The sequence below is a fragment of the Pantoea sp. VS1 genome (assembly GCF_002207995.1).
Taxonomy (GTDB): Bacteria; Pseudomonadota; Gammaproteobacteria; order Enterobacterales; family Enterobacteriaceae; genus Pantoea; species Pantoea dispersa.
This window is the reverse complement of the sequence record NZ_NHZE01000015.1, coordinates 1-18,206: the sequence shown is the minus strand read 5'-3', so window position 1 is coordinate 18,206 and position 18,206 is coordinate 1. Positions and strand designations below refer to the sequence as shown.

The 18,206-nt window shown below is 57.6% G+C and carries 16 protein-coding genes and 2 tRNA genes; 7 read left to right on the top strand and 11 right to left on the bottom strand.

Annotated elements, in window-relative coordinates; all coding sequences use genetic code 11:
- The first annotated feature begins 9 nt into the window (after positions 1-9).
- The gene (locus CBW22_RS09225; protein ID WP_088516509.1) at positions 10-858 is read left to right on the top strand and encodes a PhzF family phenazine biosynthesis protein; all 849 of its coding nucleotides are present in this window, start codon (positions 10-12) and stop codon (positions 856-858) included.
- Between the two features lie 41 nt (positions 859-899).
- On the opposite strand, the gene CBW22_RS09220 is transcribed toward CBW22_RS09225, so the two are convergent.
- Entirely contained in the window at positions 900-1,658 is a 759-nt protein-coding gene (locus CBW22_RS09220; RefSeq protein ID WP_021507908.1) for an SDR family NAD(P)-dependent oxidoreductase, read from the bottom strand.
- Positions 1,659-1,773: 115 nt separating this feature from the next.
- On the opposite strand from CBW22_RS09220, the gene CBW22_RS09215 reads away from it, so the two are divergent.
- The 3 genes from CBW22_RS09215 (at position 1,774) to CBW22_RS09205 (ending at position 5,349) form a co-directional block, all read left to right on the top strand.
- Positions 1,774-2,673 (top strand): LysR family transcriptional regulator, encoded by a 900-nt coding sequence (locus CBW22_RS09215; RefSeq protein WP_031279769.1) that lies wholly within the window; start codon positions 1,774-1,776, stop codon positions 2,671-2,673.
- Positions 2,674-2,723: 50 nt separating this feature from the next.
- On the top strand, positions 2,724-3,725 hold the full coding sequence (yhjD, locus tag CBW22_RS09210; RefSeq protein WP_058770904.1) for an inner membrane protein YhjD: 1,002 nt from the start codon (positions 2,724-2,726) through the stop codon (positions 3,723-3,725).
- Positions 3,726-4,014: 289 nt separating this feature from the next.
- Entirely contained in the window at positions 4,015-5,349 is a 1,335-nt protein-coding gene (locus tag CBW22_RS09205) for an MFS transporter (RefSeq protein WP_088516508.1), read from the top strand.
- A 309-nt stretch (positions 5,350-5,658) separates the two neighbouring features.
- Here CBW22_RS09205 and ilvC read toward each other — a convergent pair whose 3' ends face one another.
- Complete coding sequence (gene ilvC / locus CBW22_RS09200; protein WP_021507912.1) at positions 5,659-7,134, bottom strand: ketol-acid reductoisomerase; 1,476 nt, start codon at positions 7,132-7,134, stop codon at positions 5,659-5,661.
- A 162-nt stretch (positions 7,135-7,296) separates the two neighbouring features.
- Here ilvC and ilvY point away from each other — a divergent pair, with 162 nt between their 5' ends.
- Positions 7,297-8,178, top strand: a complete 882-nt coding sequence (gene ilvY / locus CBW22_RS09195; RefSeq protein ID WP_021507913.1) for an HTH-type transcriptional activator IlvY — start codon at positions 7,297-7,299, stop codon at positions 8,176-8,178.
- A gap of 1 nt (position 8,179) precedes the next feature.
- On the opposite strand, the gene ilvA is transcribed toward ilvY, so the two are convergent.
- From ilvA to ilvL, 6 genes are all read right to left on the bottom strand, one after another.
- Positions 8,180-9,724: a threonine ammonia-lyase, biosynthetic gene (gene ilvA / locus CBW22_RS09190; RefSeq protein WP_058759907.1), complete on the bottom strand. Its 1,545-nt coding sequence runs from the start codon at positions 9,722-9,724 to the stop codon at positions 8,180-8,182.
- Positions 9,725-9,730: 6 nt separating this feature from the next.
- The gene (gene ilvD / locus CBW22_RS09185) at positions 9,731-11,581 is read right to left on the bottom strand and encodes a dihydroxy-acid dehydratase (RefSeq protein ID WP_021507915.1); all 1,851 of its coding nucleotides are present in this window, start codon (positions 11,579-11,581) and stop codon (positions 9,731-9,733) included.
- A gap of 61 nt (positions 11,582-11,642) precedes the next feature.
- Positions 11,643-12,572, bottom strand: coding sequence for a branched-chain amino acid transaminase (locus CBW22_RS09180; protein WP_021507916.1), 930 nt, complete (start codon positions 12,570-12,572; stop codon positions 11,643-11,645).
- 18 nt (positions 12,573-12,590) lie between these two features.
- Complete coding sequence (gene ilvM, locus CBW22_RS09175; RefSeq protein WP_008106624.1) at positions 12,591-12,848, bottom strand: acetolactate synthase 2 small subunit; 258 nt, start codon at positions 12,846-12,848, stop codon at positions 12,591-12,593.
- Positions 12,845-14,491: an acetolactate synthase 2 catalytic subunit gene (gene ilvG, locus CBW22_RS09170; protein WP_021507917.1), complete on the bottom strand. Its 1,647-nt coding sequence runs from the start codon at positions 14,489-14,491 to the stop codon at positions 12,845-12,847. The genes ilvM and ilvG overlap by 4 nt, the downstream gene beginning before the upstream one ends.
- A 149-nt stretch (positions 14,492-14,640) precedes the next feature.
- Positions 14,641-14,739 carry an ilv operon leader peptide gene (gene ilvL, locus CBW22_RS09165; RefSeq protein ID WP_071813600.1) on the bottom strand — a complete coding sequence of 33 codons (99 nt, stop codon included), beginning with the start codon at positions 14,737-14,739 and terminating at the stop codon, positions 14,641-14,643.
- A 328-nt stretch (positions 14,740-15,067) separates the two neighbouring features.
- On the opposite strand from ilvL, the gene CBW22_RS09160 reads away from it, so the two are divergent.
- A complete protein-coding gene (locus CBW22_RS09160; protein WP_058775137.1) occupies positions 15,068-16,588 on the top strand; it encodes a YifB family Mg chelatase-like AAA ATPase in 1,521 nt (506 codons plus the stop codon).
- Between the two features lie 28 nt (positions 16,589-16,616).
- On the opposite strand, the gene CBW22_RS09155 is transcribed toward CBW22_RS09160, so the two are convergent.
- Positions 16,617-16,955 carry a DUF413 domain-containing protein gene (locus CBW22_RS09155; protein ID WP_021507919.1) on the bottom strand — a complete coding sequence of 113 codons (339 nt, stop codon included), beginning with the start codon at positions 16,953-16,955 and terminating at the stop codon, positions 16,617-16,619.
- Positions 16,956-17,076: 121 nt separating this feature from the next.
- On the opposite strand from CBW22_RS09155, the gene hdfR reads away from it, so the two are divergent.
- Positions 17,077-17,898 carry an HTH-type transcriptional regulator HdfR gene (gene hdfR / locus CBW22_RS09150; RefSeq protein ID WP_031279770.1) on the top strand — a complete coding sequence of 274 codons (822 nt, stop codon included), beginning with the start codon at positions 17,077-17,079 and terminating at the stop codon, positions 17,896-17,898.
- Between the two features lie 105 nt (positions 17,899-18,003).
- Here the strand turns inward: hdfR and CBW22_RS09145 are convergent.
- Positions 18,004-18,079: transfer RNA gene (locus tag CBW22_RS09145), tRNA-Trp, on the bottom strand.
- 8 nt (positions 18,080-18,087) lie between these two features.
- A tRNA-Asp gene (locus tag CBW22_RS09140) sits at positions 18,088-18,164 on the bottom strand.
- Between the last annotated feature and the right edge of the window lie 42 nt (positions 18,165-18,206).

The window sequence follows — 18,206 nt, the reverse complement described above, 5'->3', positions numbered from 1 at the left end:
GGAGCGAACATGCAGGTGGCGTTTAAACAAGTGGATGTGTTCTCCACAGGCGCGTTCAGCGGCAATCCGCTGGCGGTGATTATGGATGCCCAGGGTCTGAGCGATGCACAGCTGGCGGCCATCGCACGCTGGACCAATCTGTCGGAAACCACCTTCGTGCTGCCCCCACAGGATGCCACAGCCGACTATCGTGTGCGCATCTTTACGCCTGGCGGCGAACTGCCGTTTGCCGGACACCCCACGCTTGGCACCGCGCATGCCTTGCTGGAAGCCGGCTGGCCCCTGAAAACAGCGGGTAAGATCGTGCAGGAGTGCGGCGTGGGCCTGGTTGAGGTGCAGATTGGCGCTGATGGTACGCTGGCCTTTGCCGCGCCGGACGCCAGCCTGACGCCGTTCAGCGATGCGCTGATGAGCAGCGCACTGCACAGTGACGCGTTCGATCTCAGCCAGACGCCAGCCGTGGCGGATATGGGGATTCGCTGGCTGTTGATTCCGATGAGCAGCGCGCAGGCGGTGCTGGAGGTGGTCACCCAGGCGGACGATTTACTGCGGCTGCAGCAGCATGCGGGCGTGAACGGCATCGCCCTGTTTGGCCCGCTGCCGCAGGACGCAGAGGCGCAGTACGAGGTGCGCGCGCTGCTGGTCGAGAACGGTAGCCTGGTCGAAGATCCGGTCACCGGCAGCGCCAACGCCTGTCTGGCACGCTATCTGGCGGCGCAGGGCCAGCGGCAGGATTACTGCGCGCGTCAGGGCAGCGCCATCCAGCGTGCCGGTCGCATTGTGGTGCGTTTTGCCGGTGAGACAATCTGGATCGGCGGGCAAACCGTCACCCTGATTGATGGCACGATTGAGGTGTAAAACGGGCGCTGCTCCGTTAATTCGGTTGCAGCGCGATGTTTTTACAGTGCCTGACCGCCGGAGGCCTCGATACGCTGGGCGGTAATCCAGCCGGTTTCGTCGCTCAGGATCGCGCTGATGGCATCACCGATATCATCCGGCAGACCAACGCGGCCCAGCGCGGTCACTGAAGCAATATGCGCGTTCAGATCTTTCGTGTCGCGCACGCGACCGCCGCCAAAGTCGGTTTCAATCGCCCCTGGCGCCAGAATGTTGACGCGAATGCGGCGCTCGCCCAGCTCCTTCGCCTGATAGCGCGTCAGCACTTCCATCGCCCCTTTCATGGCGGCGTAAGTACCTGAACCTGGCAGCGTCATGCGCGTCAGACCGCTGGAAATGTTCAGGATGCGTCCACCATCGGCGATCAGCGGCAGCAGTTTCTGCGTCAGGAAATACGGCCCTTTAAAATGCACATTCACCAGCGCATCAAACTCCTCTTCACTGGTTTCGGCCAGCAGCTTGTAATGACCGTGGCCAGCATTGTTCACTAAATAATCAAAGCTATCGCGCTGCCAGGTCTCGTTCAGCGTTGCTTTAACCCGCGCCGCAAAGTCATCGAACTGTTTACTGTCGCCCACATCCAGCTGCAGCGCCACCGCACGCGCGCCCAGCGCCTCAATCTCCTTCACTACCGCCTGCGCTTCTTCAGCATGACCGCGCCAGGTAAACAGAATATCGACGCCCTTAGCGGCCAGTTTTAGCGCGCCATTCTTGCCCAGACCGCGGTTACCGCCGGTAATCAATGCAATTTTATGAGACATGTTTCGCTCCGGTTGGAAAATTGAACACGGATTAAGGATATTCGCGAATAATTGATCTATAAACGCAGGGGAATACACAGCACTGTTTCACTAACAACAACAATCGGTGAACAACATGGATAAAATTCACGCTATGCAGGTGTTTGTGCGGGTGGCAGAAATGGGCAGTTTTACCCGCGCGGCTGAGAGTCTGGGTTTACCCAAGGGCAGCGTTTCCCGCCAGTTGCAGGCGCTGGAAAATCAGATGGGCACACGCCTGCTGCACCGTACCACGCGCCGTGTGCATCTCACCCAGGATGGGCTGGTGTATTACGATCGCTGCCTGGATTTGCTATCTATGCTGGATGATATGGACAGCCTGTTCCAGCACGATCCTGCCACGCTGAGCGGCAAGCTGCGCGTCGATATGTCGGTGGCGATGGCGACCGGTTTTATCCTGCCGCGTCTGCCGGAGTTTTTGCAGCACTATCCGGGCGTGGAGATTGAACTGAGCAGCAGCGATCGCCAGGTTGATGTGATTCGCGAGGGCTTTGACTGCGTGTTGCGCGTTGGCGAACTGAAAGATTCCGGCCTGATTGCGCGAAAAATTGGCTCGCACGCCTTGATCAACTGCGCCAGCCCTGGCTACCTTTCCCGCTTCGGCATGCCGGTGCGGCTGGACGATCTCGGCCAGCACGCCATGGTGCACTATACCCAACAGCTGGGGCAGCCCTCGCCGGGCTTTGAGTACTTTGATGGCAAACAGTGCCACTACGTGCAGACCGGCGGCGTGGTGACGGTAAACAGCACCGAAACCTATCGCGCCGCCTGTATCGCCGGGCTGGGCATTATTCAGGTACCGGCGATTGGCGTGCAGCCGCTGCTGGAATCCGGCCAGCTGGTCGAAGTGCTGCACCACTTCCCGGCCAAACCGATGCCGATTTCCCTGCTCTATCCTCACCGTCGCAACGTGGCGCGCCGGGTGCGGGTGTTTATGGAGTGGCTGAGTCAGGTGCTGCAGGAATACGTGACCTGAACGGGCAGGCTATAATTTTATTTTCGCTGTGAACAGGATGCAGAAGGTCTATGACGGACAAAACCACAAAAGCCTCAGCGGCTGAAGCTAAGCCGCTGATTGATATCAAAACCGGCAACAAAACGGTGGATGGCTCGATCAGGCGCGTCTCACGCTTTGCCGCCTGGTTTCAGGCGATCCCGGCAGTAGCGCACTTTTTGCGCGCGCTGGAGCGCTTTAACGATCGCCTCGGCAGCCAGTTTGGTGCGGCGATCACCTATTTTTCATTTCTTTCGCTGATACCGATTTTGATGGTCTCCTTTGCGGCGGTCGGCTTTGTGCTGGCGTCCAATCAGGACCTGCTTTCTGAGTTGATCAACAAAATCGTTAACAGCATCAGCGACCCGACGCTGGCCACCACGCTGAAAAATACCGTGAATACCGCGATTCAGCAGCGCGCAACCGTCGGCCTGACCGGTTTGCTGCTGGCGCTCTACTCCGGCATTAACTGGATGGGTAACCTGCGCGAAGCGGTGCGCGCCCAGTCGCGTGACGTATGGGAACGCAAGCCGGATGACCAGGAAAAGTGGTGGAAGAAATATCTGCGCGACCTGGTTTCGCTGCTGGGCCTGATGCTGGCGCTGGTGATTACGCTGTCGCTGACCTCGATTGCCGGCGCAGCGCAGGCGGCGATCGTGAATGCGCTGGGGCTGGGCGATATCGAGTGGCTGCGGCCGGCGATGACCATCATCGCGCTGTCGATCTCCATCTTCGCCAACTATCTGCTGTTCCTGTGGATTTTCTGGATCCTGCCGCGCCACAAGCCACGCAAAAAAGCGCTGCTGCGCGGTACGCTGCTGGCGGCGATTGGGTTTGAGGTGATCAAGTTTGTTATGACGCTGACGCTGCCGAAGCTGGCGACGTCGCCCTCCGGTGCCGCCTTTGGATCGGTGCTGGGGCTGATGGCCTTCTTCTACTTTTTCGCGCGTCTGACGCTGTTCTGCGCCGCGTGGATCGCCACCGCAAAATACAAGGATGATCCCGAGATGTCGCAGCCGCATCACTCGGCGTAACGCGACAATTCAGTTACATTTGCCGCAACAGCAAAAAATGTTTCCTGCTGGCTACTAAAGCAGCAAAAACCAGCAGGAAACGCTAAAGGGTCACTTTTATTTGGCCCTTTTGCAGAGAATCACGCCAAAAAAGCCGCGCTTCCCCTTCCCATCCGCCGCCGATTGCCGTAACTCAGAAATTATCCTCTTTTTCGCCGCCAAAGCCCGGTGTGACGCGGTTTTTCGTCATTGAATGCGGCAAAACAGGTGCGTAAGATTCTTTGTTTACATTTACAATTAAGAAACAGTTATGCAAGCCTCCATCTCCGAAACATCCGACCAACCACACGACGGCACACCGGTTAACTCACGCAGTAAAGTGGTAGTTGCCTCGCTGGTCGGCACTGCGATCGAATTCTTCGATTTCTATATCTATGCCACCGCCGCGGTAATTGTTTTTCCGCATATCTTCTTCCCGCAGGGTGACGCTACGGTTGCCACACTGCAGTCGCTGGCCACCTTCGCTATTGCCTTTATTGCGCGCCCTATTGGCTCCGCGCTGTTTGGTCACTTTGGCGATCGCGTGGGCCGTAAAGCGACGCTGGTTGCCTCGCTGCTGACCATGGGCGTTTCTACCGTACTGATCGGCCTGCTGCCGGGTTATCAGACCATTGGCGTGGCGGCACCGCTGCTGCTGGCGCTGGCGCGTTTTGGTCAGGGCCTGGGACTGGGCGGCGAATGGGGCGGCGCGGCGCTGCTGGCCACCGAGAACGCCCCGGCGAAGAAACGTGCGCTGTACGGCTCGTTCCCGCAGCTGGGCGCACCGATTGGCTTCTTCTTTGCCAACGGCACGTTCCTGCTGCTCTCGTGGCTGCTGACCGATGAGCAGTTCATGAACTGGGGCTGGCGCGTGCCGTTTGTGCTTTCTGCGGTGCTGGTGATTATCGGCCTGTATGTGCGCGTATCGCTGCATGAGAGCCCGGTGTTTGCCAAAGTGCAGAAAGAGAAGAAACAGGTGCGGATCCCTATCGGTACGCTGCTGAGCAAGCATATGACCGCGACCATTCTTGGCACGTTTATCATGCTGGCGACCTACACGCTGTTCTACATTATGACGGTGTATTCGATGAGCTACGGCACCGCGCCGGCGCCGGTCGGCCTCGGTTATTCGCGCAACAGCTTCCTGTGGATGCTGATGGTGGCGGTCATCGGTTTTGGCGTGATGGTGCCGATTGCCGGCCTGCTGGCGGACCGTTTTGGCCGTCGCAAAACGATGATCACCATTACGCTGATGATCATCGCCTTTGCGCTGATGTTCCCGCTGCTGCTCGGCTCCGGCTCGCAGATTCTGGTGATGGGCTTCCTGCTGCTCGGCCTGAGTATTATGGGTCTGACATTCGGCCCGATGGGCGCGCTGCTGCCAGAACTGTTCCCGACCGAAGTACGCTATACCGGCGCGTCGTTCTCTTACAACCTGTCGTCGATTCTTGGTGCCTCGGTGGCGCCTTATATTGCGACCTGGCTGAATGCGAACTACGGCTTGCAGGCGGTGGGCTTCTATCTGGCCTCCATGGCGGTGCTGACGCTGATCGCGCTGATTGCCTGTAAAGAGACGCGCCACCAGACGCTGTATGAAGCGGTGTGATTGATTGCGTGTTGACAGAACCCGGCTCCGGCCGGGTTTTTTATTGGCGGTGTGGGGATGGTGCGGTATGTCCCTCACCCTGGCCCTCTCCCCGGCCCTCTCCCGTAAACGGGAGAGGGAGCGTCCGCGCGATGTTGATAGATAAGTGTAGAAACATCAGCCCGCACCGAACGGTTCCCTCTCCCGCCAGCGGGAGAGGGCCAGGGTGAGGGAAATAGTGAGAGAAACTCTTCTGCACTCAAACATAAGACATAAAAAAACCCCGGCAAGCCGGGGTTTGAGTGTGCTGAAAACTGTGTCTCGCGTGCCTTAGCCCGCGACGGCGATGCGTTTCATGTCGGTCATATAGCCACGCAGTTTGCGGCCAACGGCTTCGATTGGATGCTGGCGGATCGCTTCGTTCACGTCGCGCAGCTGCGCGTTATCCACCTGCGTGCCTTCCACCGCTTTGCCCAGGTCGCCAGGCTGCAGCGTGGTCATGAACTCTTTCAGCAGCGGAACGGCCGCGAAGGAGAACAGGTAGTTACCGTATTCTGCGGTATCGGAAATTACCACGTTCATTTCATACAGACGCTTACGGGCGATGGTGTTAGCAATCAGCGGCAGCTCGTGCAGCGATTCATAGTAAGCCGACTCTTCGATGATGCCCGCGTCAACCATGGTTTCGAACGCCAGCTCAACGCCCGCTTTCACCATCGCGACCATGACCACGCCTTTGTCGTAGTACTCCTGCTCGTCGATTTTGCCTTCGAACTGCGGGGCGTTTTCGAACGCGGTTTTACCGGTCTCTTCACGCCAGGTCAGCAGGTTTTTGTCGTCGTTCGCCCAGTCAGCCATCATACCGGAAGAGAATTCACCCGAGATGATGTCATCCATGTGCTTCTGGAACAGCGGGGCCATGATGGTTTTCAGCTGCTCAGACAGCGCGTAAGCGCGGATTTTTGCCGGATTAGACAGACGATCCATCATCAGCGTGATGCCGCCGAACTTCAGCGATTCGGTGATGGTTTCCCAGCCGAACTGAATCAGTTTCTCGGTGTACGCCGCGTCGTGACCTTCGGCCACCAGCTTGTCGAAGCACAGCAGTGAACCGGCCTGCAGCATACCGCACAGAATGGTCTGCTCGCCCATCAGGTCTGATTTGACTTCTGCCACGAAAGACGATTCCAGCACGCCTGCACGGTCGCCGCCGGTGGCTGCAGCCCAGGCTTTGGCAATCGCCATGCCTTCGCCTTTTGGATCGTTTTCCGGGTGAACAGCGATCAGCGTTGGAACGCCGAAGCCACGTTTGTACTCTTCACGTACTTCGGTACCCGGGCACTTCGGTGCCACCATCACCACGGTGATGTCTTTACGGATGGTCTCGCCCACTTCGACGATGTTGAAACCGTGAGAGTAACCCAGCGCGGCACCGTCTTTCATCAGCGGCTGAACGGCCTGCACAACGGCAGAGTGCTGCTTGTCCGGCGTCAGGTTAACCACCAGATCCGCCTGCGGGATCAGCTCTTCGTAAGTACCCACTTTAAAACCGTTTTCGGTGGCTTTACGGAACGACGCACGCTTCTCAGCGATGGCTTCAGCGCGCAGTGCGTAAGACACATCGAGGCCAGAATCACGCATGTTCAGACCCTGGTTCAGGCCCTGCGCGCCGCAGCCGACGATGACCACTTTCTTACCTTTCAGGAAGCTAGCGCCATCCGCGAATTCATCGCGCGACATGAAGCGACATTTGCCTAACTGCGCTAACTGATTGCGCAGATTCAATGTGTTGAAGTAGTTAGCCATGGGTACTCCGCTCAGATGTTGTGTTTGCTTTTGTTCAGTAACGGCGCCGGATTTAGCGCCGCGAATGACCCCATCATATGACAGGAAATCTGTTGCTTAAATTGATATATTAACAACGTCACATTGCAGAATTTGCAACATCACGCTGAGGGCAAAACGCGCATGGATTTACGAGACCTGAAACTATTTCTTCACCTGGCGGAAAGCTGCCACTTTGGCCGCACCGCGCGCGCCATGCACGTCAGCCCGTCGACATTATCACGCCAGATTCAGCGGCTGGAAGAGGATGTCGGACACGCGCTGTTTCTGCGCGACAACCGCACCGTGACGCTGACCGAAGCCGGCGAGCGGCTGCGTCAGTTCGCCCAGCAGACCCTGCTGCAGTATCAGCAGTTGCGCCATGTCATGGACCTGAACGGTCCGTCGCTGAGCGGCGAGCTGCGCCTGTTCTGCTCGGTAACCGCCGCCTACAGCCATCTGCCGCCGATTCTCGACCGCTTTCGCGCGGAGCATCCGCAGGTGGAGATCAAACTCACCACCGGCGACGCTGCCGATGCCATTGAAATGGTGCAGTCCGGCGAAGCGGATCTGGCCATCGCCGGCCGCCCGGAGTCGCTGCCCGCCAGTATCGATTTTACACCACTGGGTTTGATCCCGCTGGTGCTGATCGCCCCGGCGCTGCCCTGCCCGGTGCGCAGCCAGGCGACGCAGGAACAGCCGGACTGGTCGCAGATTCCCTTTATCCTGCCGGATCAGGGGCCGGCGCGGCGCGGTATTGATTTATGGTTTCGCCGCCACCGCATTGCCAACCCGCAGATTTACGCCACGGTGTCTGGCCATGAGGCGATTGTGTCGATGGTGGCGCTCGGCTGCGGCATCGCGCTGCTGCCGGATGTGGTGCTGGAAAACAGTCCGGAACCGGTGCGCAATCGCGTGCTGACGCTGGAGAATGTCGAGTCGGTGGCGCCGCTGGAGCTTGGCGTATGCGTACAAAAAAAGCGGCTCGGGGAGCCGCTGATTAATGCTTTCTGGCACCTGCTGTAGTTTAGCCGGCGAGGAAGAAGCGAAATGCCGGATTGCTGGCCTCGTCGTGCCACTCATAGCCGAGCGCGTTGAGGTGAGTGTCGAAATCCGGCTCTTTGTCGTTGATCTCGAACGCTGCCAGCACGCGACCAAAATCGGTGCCGTGGCTGCGATAGTGGAACAGCGAAATGTTCCAGTGCGCGCCCAGCGTCTGCAGGAACTTCAGCAGCGCGCCCGGCGCTTCCGGGAATTCGAAGCTGAACAGCCGTTCACGCAGCGGTTTTGACGGGCGTCCGCCCACCATGTAGCGCACGTGCAGCTTCGCCATCTCATCATCCGACAAATCCACCACCTGATAGCCGCCTTCAGCCAGCTGGCTGATGATCTCGCTGCGCTCCTCAAGGCCGCGCGTTAAACGCACGCCAACAAAGATGCAGGCGTTGTCGGCATCGGCATAACGGTAGTTGAACTCGGTTACCGCGCGGCCGCCCAGCGTCTGGCAGAAACGCAGGAAGCTGCCCTGCTGCTCAGGGATGGTCACCGCCAGCAGCGCTTCACGCTGTTCACCCAGTTCACAGCGCTCAGAGACGTAGCGCAGACCGTGGAAGTTGACGTTGGCGCCCGACAGCACGTGCGCCAGCCGCTCGCCTTTGATGTCGTGCTGCTGGATGTACTTCTTCATGCCCGCCAGCGCCAGCGCGCCGGAAGGCTCCGCCACCGCACGCACATCCTCGAACAGATCCTTCATCGCCGCGCAGATGGCATCGCTGTCTACGGTGATGATGTCGTCGAGGTATTCTTTGCACAGGCGGAAAGTTTCGCTGCCGATACGCTTGACCGCCACGCCTTCGGCAAACAGCCCGACGCGCGGCAAATCCACCGGCTCGCCGGCATCAAGCGCCGCCTTCAGGCAGGCAGAGTCCTGCGACTCGACCGCGATAACCTTGATTTGCGGCATCAGCTGTTTAATCAGTACCGCCACACCCGCCGCTAAGCCGCCGCCGCCTACCGGCACAAACACGCGATCGAGATGCGCATCCTGCTGCAACAGCTCCATCGCCAGCGTGCCCTGACCGGCAATCACCGCCGGATGATCAAACGGCGGCACGAAGGTGTAACCCTGCTGCTCCGCCAGTTCAATCGCTTTGGCTTTTGCCTCGTCAAAGTTTGCTCCGAACAGGTAAGCCTCACCGCCAAACGCGCGCACTGCATCAACCTTGATGTCCGCCGTCGCCACTGGCATCACAATCAGTGACTTGATGCCGAGCGTGCTGGCCGAGAGCGCCACGCCCTGCGCGTGGTTGCCCGCCGAAGCAGTAACCACGCCGCGCGCTTTCTGCTCTTCCGTCAGGCCGGCGATCATGGCGTAAGCACCGCGCAGCTTGAAGCTGTGCACCGGCTGGCGATCTTCGCGCTTCACCAGAATGGTGTTGCCAAGACGCGACGAAATTTTTTCCATTTTTTGCAGCGGCGTCACCTGGGCAATTTCGTACACAGGCGCACGCAGCACCGCGCGCAGATACTCCGCGCCATTGGGCGACGCGGAAAGCGGTTGAGACTCAGCCATCAGAGATTAGCCTCCCAGCTTAGACTTATCGCGCACCGCGCCCTTGTCAGCGCTGGTGGCGAGCGATGCATAAGCACGCAGTGCGAAGGAGACCTGACGCACGCGACCGTGCGGCGTATAAGCCGCTTCACCACGCGCTTCCTCTTCTTCACGACGGGCATGCAGTTCGTTATCCGGTACCGCCAGCTTAATGCCGCGATTCGGGATATCGATTTCAATGATATCGCCATCTTTGACCAGCGCGATGGTGCCGCCGTTCGCCGCTTCCGGCGATGCGTGGCCAATGGAGAGACCCGAGGTGCCACCCGAGAAGCGTCCGTCAGTGATCAGCGCACAGCTTTTGCCAAGGCCCATCGATTTCAGATAAGTGGTCGGATAGAGCATTTCCTGCATGCCCGGACCGCCTTTCGGCCCTTCGTAGCGGATCACCACCACGTCACCGGCGACCACTTTGCCGCCGAGAATCGCTTCCACCGCATCGTCCTGGCTTTCATACACTTTTGCCGGACCTTTAAAGGTGAGGATCTCTTTGTCGACGCCGGCGGTTTTCACGATGCAGCCATCTTCCGCCATGTTGCCGTACAGCACTGCCAGACCGCCATCCTGAGAGAACGCGTGTTCGCGCGTACGGATACAGCCCTCCTGGCGATCGTCATCCAGCGTGTCCCAGCGGCAATCCTGTGAGAACGCCTGGGTAGTACGGATGCCCGCCGGGCCGGCGCGGAACATCTTCTTCACCGCTTCGTCTTTGGTCAGCATGATGTCGTACTGATCGAGGGTTTCGCGCAGATTGAGACCCAGCACGTTGCGTACGTCGGTGTGCAGCAGGCCGGCACGATCCAGCTCGCCAAGAATACCGATTACCCCGCCCGCTCGATGCACATCTTCCATATGATATTTCTGTGTGCTCGGCGCCACTTTGCACAGGTGCGGCACTTTACGTGACAGGCGATCGATGTCGGAGATGTTGAAATCGATCTCACCTTCCTGCGCGGCGGCCAGCAGGTGCAGCACGGTATTGGTGGAACCGCCCATGGCGATATCCAGCGTCATGGCGTTTTCGAACGCGGCTTTGCTGGCGATGTTACGCGGCAGCACGCGCGCATCATCCTGCTCGTAGTACTGTTTGGTCAGGTTAACGATGCGCTTGCCGGCGTTGATGAACAGGTCTTTACGATCTGCGTGGGTTGCCAGCAGCGAGCCGTTGCCCGGCTGCGACAGGCCCAGCGCTTCGGTCAGACAGTTCATGGAGTTGGCGGTGAACATGCCGGAGCACGAGCCGCAGGTCGGGCAGGCGGAACGCTCAATCTGTTCGCTGTCGGCATCGCTGACGTTCGGGTTCGCACCCTGAATCATCGCGTCCACCAGATCCAGCTTGATGATTTTGTCTGACAGCTTGGTTTTACCGGCTTCCATCGGACCGCCGGAGACAAAGATCACCGGAATGTTGAGGCGCAGCGAGGCCATCAGCATGCCGGGGGTGATTTTGTCGCAGTTGGAGATACACACCATGGCGTCGGCGCAGTGGGCGTTCACCATATATTCCACGGAGTCTGCAATCAGCTCGCGTGAAGGCAGTGAATACAGCATGCCGCCATGACCCATGGCGATACCGTCATCCACCGCGATGGTGTTGAACTCTTTGGCTACACCACCCGCAGCTTCGATTTGCTCAGCAACCAGTTTGCCAAGATCGCGCAGGTGCACGTGGCCCGGTACGAATTGGGTGAAGGAGTTAACCACGGCGATAATCGGCTTACCGAAATCGTCGTCGGTCATTCCGGTGGCGCGCCACAGGGCACGGGCACCCGCCATGTTACGACCATGGGTGGTGGTGGCGGAACGGTACTTAGGCATGCTCTATTTACTCCAGTCTGAAAAATGACGCGGGCGCTGCTGCACCCGCGTTACTGTCTTGTTATGGATTCACCTGATCCAGCCAGCCGTACTTGTCTTCGGTTTCGCCGGTGAACAGGCCAAAGAACGCCTGCTGGATTTTGGTGGTCACCGGGCCACGTTTGCCCTCACCCACCTGGATGCCGTCCACGCTGCGTACCGGCGTGATCTCTGCGGCAGTACCGGACATGAACACTTCATCCGCCAGGTACAGCGATTCGCGTGACAGCACCTGCTCGCGCACTTCGATACCGAGATCCTTCGCCAGCTTGATGATGGCGTCGCGGGTGATGCCCGGCAGCGCTGAAGAGGTGAACGGCGGGGTGAACAGGATGCCGTCTTTCACTTCAAACAGGTTTTCGCCAGCACCTTCGGAGATATAACCCTGGGTATCCAGCGCGATACCTTCCTGATAGCCGTGGCGGCGCGCTTCGCTGCCAACCAGCAGGGAAGAGAGATAGTTACCGCCCGCTTTCGCCGCGGTTGGCAGGGTATTTGGCGCCACGCGATTCCAGGAAGAAACCATGGCATTGATGCCCTGCTCCAGCGCTTCGGCACCCAGGTAAGCTCCCCACGGGAACGCAGCGATGATCACATCGGTGGTGAAGCCGTCTGGCGGGTTAACGCCGAGACCCACGTCGCCGACAAAGGCCAGCGGACGAATGTAGGCGCTCTTCAGTTTATTGACGCGGATAACTTCGCGGCACGCTTCCATCAGCTCATCCACGCTGGCTTTGATCGGGAAACGGTAAATTTTGGCGGAGTCGTGCAGACGCTGCATGTGTTCACGGTGACGGAACACCACCGGACCTTTGTGTGAGTCGTAGCAGCGAACGCCTTCGAACACAGAGGTGCCGTAATGCAGTGCGTGAGACATAACGCTAACCTTGGCGTCTTCCCACTTAACCATCTCTCCATTGAACCAGATAAAGTCTGCTTTCTTCGTACTCATTGTTATTTCCTTTGGCGACTAGGCGCGGATTTGTTGTGTTGTCTGTTGCTGGATCTCGACACAGGCGACATCCATAAGTTTGCTTAACTGCGAAGACAGTAAATCGACAGAGCGCTGGCTGGCAACGGTCATTTCGATATTAATGTTCTCCGCATTGACGGCGGACGCCATATTCATCGCGCAGACCTGGAAGCCACGGTGACGCACGACGCGCAAAATGCGCTCCAATATTTCAGGGCGAAAGCGGGCTTCGATAGACAATTGATGCTGGTTCATACGGTTTTCTCCATCATGTTTGCGTTGCTGGCACCCGGCGGTACCAGTGGCCAGACGTTTTCATGCTCATCAATCGCAACATGCAGGAAGTAAGGACCTTCACTGTTCAGCAGAGCATCAATCGCGGCGTCGACCTGATCTTTACGGCTAATGCGCTGGCCCGGAATATCAAAGGCGCTGGCCAGCGTGAGGAAATCGGGGTTATCGGTGAGGATGGTTTCGCTGTAGCGGCCATCAAAGAACAGCTGCTGCCACTGGCGAACCATGCCAAGACGCTGGTTATCCAGCAGCAGGATTTTTACCGGCAGCTGCTTACGCTTGATGGTGCCCAGCTCCTGAATATTCATCATGATTGAGCCGTCACCGGACACGCAGATAACGGTGTCATCCGGACGGGCAACCTGCGCGCCCACCGCAGCCGGCAGCCCAAAGCCCATGGTGCCCAAACCGCTGGAGGTGATGAAGTTTTCCGGCGCGCTGAAGCGCATGTGCTGCGCCGCCCACATCTGGTGCTGGCCAACGTCGGTGGTTACCACCGCGCTGTCAGGTTTACGATCTGACAATTGCTTCAGCAGCAGCGGCGCGTAGATCGCCTCGCCGGGATGGTCGTAACGCCACGCGAACTCCGCGTTCATCGCTTTAACTTCAGTACGCCAGCCGTCGATCTGCAGCGGCATGCTCAGCGCCGGCAACACCTGGTTGAGATCGCCCTGCAGCGAAACGTGAGCGCGACGCAGTTTGTTCAATTCCGCCGGATCGATATCGATATGAATGACGCTGGCGTGCGGCGCGAAGGTATCCAGCTTACCGGTGACGCGGTCGTCGAAGCGCGCGCCGACGGCAATCAGCAAATCACAGGATTGCACCGCCAGGTTGGCCGCTTTGGTGCCGTGCATGCCGAGCATACCGAGATAGAGATCGCTGCTGGCTTCGGCGCTGCCCAGCCCTTTCAGGGTAGAAACCATCGGGATGCCGGTCTCCTGCGCCATAGCCCGCAGCGCCGGGACGGCCTGCGCCATGCCGACACCGCCGCCGATATACAGCATCGGTTTTTGCGCCTGCGCCATCAGCGCGCGCGCTTCGGCAATGTGCTGCGGTGAATGGCTCAGTGCCTCTTCAACTGGCAACAGGTGCGGCGTCAGGTCACCGCTGGCAATCTGAATATCTTTGGGAATGTCGACCAGCACCGGTCCCGGACGGCCGGACTGCGCGATGGCGAAAGCTTCCGCCATCACCGAGGGTAAATCATCCAGCGATTCAACGAGGAAGCTGTGTTTAGTGCAGGCTAATGACAGGCCAAGAACATCGATCTCCTGAAAGGCGTCGGTACCGATAAACGCTGAAGAGACCTGTCCGGTGATGGCGACAACCGGAACGGAATCCATCATCGCATCGGCCAGCCCGGTGATCAGGTTGGTGGCGCCCGGTCCGGAAGTCGCGATGCAAACCCCGGTTTTGCCGGTCGCACGCGCATAACCGATCGCTGCCATCACCGCACCTTGTTCATGACGACACAGTAGATGTTCCACGCCGCCATCGTAGAGCGCATCGTACACAGGCATGATTGCTCCGCCAGGATAACCAAACACTGTGTCGACACCCTGCGCGCGTAAAGCCTGAACTACCCACTGTGCACCTGTCATGGTTATTCTCCTGTATTCCTGCTGGAACAACAGAATTTTATGCTACTGCTCATAATCTGTTCCTCGCTGATTCGCTGATATTTCGTCTGGTCGAAAAAAAACCCCCGGACCTTACGGTGCGGGGGTTTTTCGAATTCCAGGCTTGATTTTTAAGCCTTTCTTTCTCCAAGCGTAGCCCCGCACGGTGGGTTAATAATCACCACCACGCTAATCACGACTAGGCTAATCACTTGTAGAAGGGCTTTCATGTGTCGTCTGTTTTTTCGTTAGTTCGAAGTAATACCTACAGAGTTACCATAGTTAGCAGGGGATTTACAATAATTTTCATCGGAAAATTTTATGACGCGCGCAGCTGACGCGCGTTATCGCTTTGTAAGTAAAAGGTTATTCGCATTTGTGATAATTATTCATTACGCCCGCGACGCAACCGTTATTTTGCTTTTGCGATCTGGCTGCGAAAATTAATGAACAGGATGAAAAGCGCAGCGATTTTCCTGAATACCGCTTCGGGATGATAGTTTCAGCGATCGCCGTGTGGATTTTTTTCAGCAAGGATAAAGGCAACAAGGAGCGGTTATGTCTTTATCGAAAGTATTAACACGCGCGGCGCTCGGAGTGCAGGCTCCACTGGTGACGATTGAAGTGCATATCAGCAATGGTCTGCCAGCATTGACGCTGGTAGGTCTGCCGGAAACCACCGTCAAAGAAGCCCGCGAACGCGTGCGCAGCGCCATTATCAATAGCGGTTTCACCTTTCCGGCGAAGCGCGTCACCATTAATCTCGCGCCAGCAGATTTACCTAAAGAGGGTGGGCGCTACGACCTGCCGATCGCTATCGCCATTCTCGCGGCCTCAGAGCAGCTGCCAGGCGATAAGCTGGCCCATTATGAGTTCCTGGGTGAGTTGGCGCTAAACGGCGCGCTGTGTGGCGTTCAGGCCGCGATTCCTGCTGCCATGGCGGCACTGCAGGCCGGGCGTCAGATGGTCTTAGCGGAGCAGAATCAACAGGATGTCGGCCTGATACAACAGGGTGAAACGCTGGTGGGCAAGCATCTGGTGGAGATCTGCGCTTTCCTGCATAACCAGACGGCGCTGACGGTCGCCCATTACCAGCCTGAAACGGTGCCGCACGAGCAACAGGACCTGAGCGATATTATTGGCCAGCAGCAGGGACGGCGCGCGCTGGAAATCACCGCCGCCGGTGGCCATAACCTGTTGCTGCTGGGCCCGCCCGGCACCGGTAAGACCATGCTGGCAACCCGATTGCCCGGCATTATGCCGCCGCTGGACGACCAGGAAGCACTGGAGTGCGCCGCAATTGCCAGCCTGGTCAGCAGCGGTACGCTACATCATCAGTGGCGTAAACGGCCGTTCAGAGCGCCTCATCACAGCGCATCGTTGTATGCGCTGGTCGGCGGAGGATCACTGCCGCGGCCGGGTGAAATTTCGCTGGCGCACAACGGGGTGCTGTTTCTTGATGAACTGCCCGAGTTTGAGCGCAAAGCGCTGGATGCGTTACGCGAACCGATTGAGTCCGGTGAAATCGCTATTTCCCGTTCCCGCGCCAAAGTCACTTTCCCTGCGCGCTTTCAGCTGATTGGTGCAATGAATCCCAGCCCGACTGGCCACTATCAGGGGAATCATAATCGCTGCACGCCGCAGCAGGTGCTGCGCTATCTCAGCCGGCTGTCTGGCCCGTTTCTGGATCGCTTCGACCTGTCGCTGGAGATTCCGCTGCTACCGGGCGGCTCGCTCAGCCAGAAGCAGCAGCACAGCGAAACCAGCGCGCAGGTGCGCGCCCGCGTACTGGCCGCCCGGGCGATACAGATGGCACGCGCGGGCAAGGTGAATGCGCAGCTGTCGAATCCGGAAATCGCCCGTGATTGTGTGTTACAGCAGCAGGACGCGGAATGGCTGGAGGAGATCCTGAATGCACTGGGATTATCGGTGCGTGCATGGCAGCGCATCTTAAAGGTGGCGAGAACCATCGCAGATTTAGCGGGTGAACGGCAGATTACGCGTCAGCATCTGCAGGAGGCGGTGGGATATCGCAGTATCGATCGTTTACTGATTTACCTGCATAAAAGCCTGGAATGACAACGGGGCTGAAATCAGCCCCGTCATGTTAATCGTCGCTATCGCTGAAGTCTTCCACCGTGTCCATCTGCGGTTTACCGCCGGACAAGGTATGAAAACGTTTCGGACGCTTGATACGTGCAGTGTATTTTGACCAGACACGTTCAGCCTCAGTCTGCGGCTCACGCAGACCACGACAGACTTCAATAAACAGACGCTCTTCTTCGGTCTCCGGATCGCGCTTAGCGAGATCCAGTTCGTTGAAAGCGTATCCGTGGCGTTCCAGAAGCTGAGCTTCTTTAATGGTGAAGTCACCATGACGCGAAAAACCACGAGGGTAATGTTTGTTATCAAAGAAACGATTAGTTGTTGCGAAGCTGTCCGCCATCTTACACGCTCCTGATTCTCATATGGCCGTGCTATTTATGGCGCGGAGTATTAGATAGGCTTGACAGAGTGTAAAACAAAACATTTAAATCAGTACGACAAACATTTTTTGGGAGAATGCTGTGGATACGGAATTACTGAAAACTTTCCTCGAAGTGAGCAGAACGCGTCATTTCGGGCGTGCTGCTGAAGCGCTTTACCTCACGCAATCTGCCGTTAGTTTTCGCATCCGTCAGCTGGAAAATCAGCTGGGCGTTAATCTTTTTACCCGTCACCGCAATAATATCCGGCTGACTTCAGCAGGCGAGCGCTTATTGCCCTACGCTGAGAGCCTGATGAGTACCTGGCTGATGGCAAAAAAGGAGGTTTCGCATACCCAGCAGCACCATGAGCTATCAATCGGTGCCAGTGCATCGCTCTGGGAAGCGTATCTTACGCCCTGGCTGCAGACGCTATACGAGAACCGGGAGAGCCTGCATCTGGAAGCACGTATTGCTCAGCGCCATTTGCTGGTCAAGCAGTTACATGAGCGTCAGCTCGATTTGCTGATCACCACCGAAGCGCCAAAAATGGATGAACTCACCAGTCAGCAGATCGGTCATATTTCACTCGCGCTCTTTCGCGCACGCAAAACTGAAAAGCGTGAAAAATATGATTACATCAAACTCGAGTGGGGCGCGGATTTCCATCAGCATGAAAGTTATCTTTCCAGTGATGACGTACCGGTATTAACTACCACTTCAGCACATGTGACCCGCGAATTGCTGCATACCACGGGAGCCTGCGCTTTTTTACCTGATTTCTGGCACGGCATTTATAGCGATTTGATGGTTATTCCAGACACACCCGTCGCAGTGCGACCGTTATATGCGGTATGGCTGCAGAATAGCGATCAACAGGCACACATTCGTCAGCTGCTTAAATATCCGGTCCTGACTCACTGAAGCAATAAATGAGGGAGTTTGAGTGGAAGAAATGAAACTCAGGCTCTTGCCTGTGCCGGATTTCAGGCAAAAAAAAATCCTTTGCCGAAGCAAAGGATTATTTTCTGGCAGGGGCGGAGGGACTCGAACCCCCAACACCCGGTTTTGGAGACCGGTGCTCTACCAATTGAACTACGCCCCTAATTAGGGTGGCGGAACGGACGGGGCTCGAACCCGCGACCCCCTGCGTGACAGGCAGGTATTCTAACCAACTGAACTACCGCTCCACCGATTCTGTACTGATATCAGACCGTCGCTGATTTCAGGTG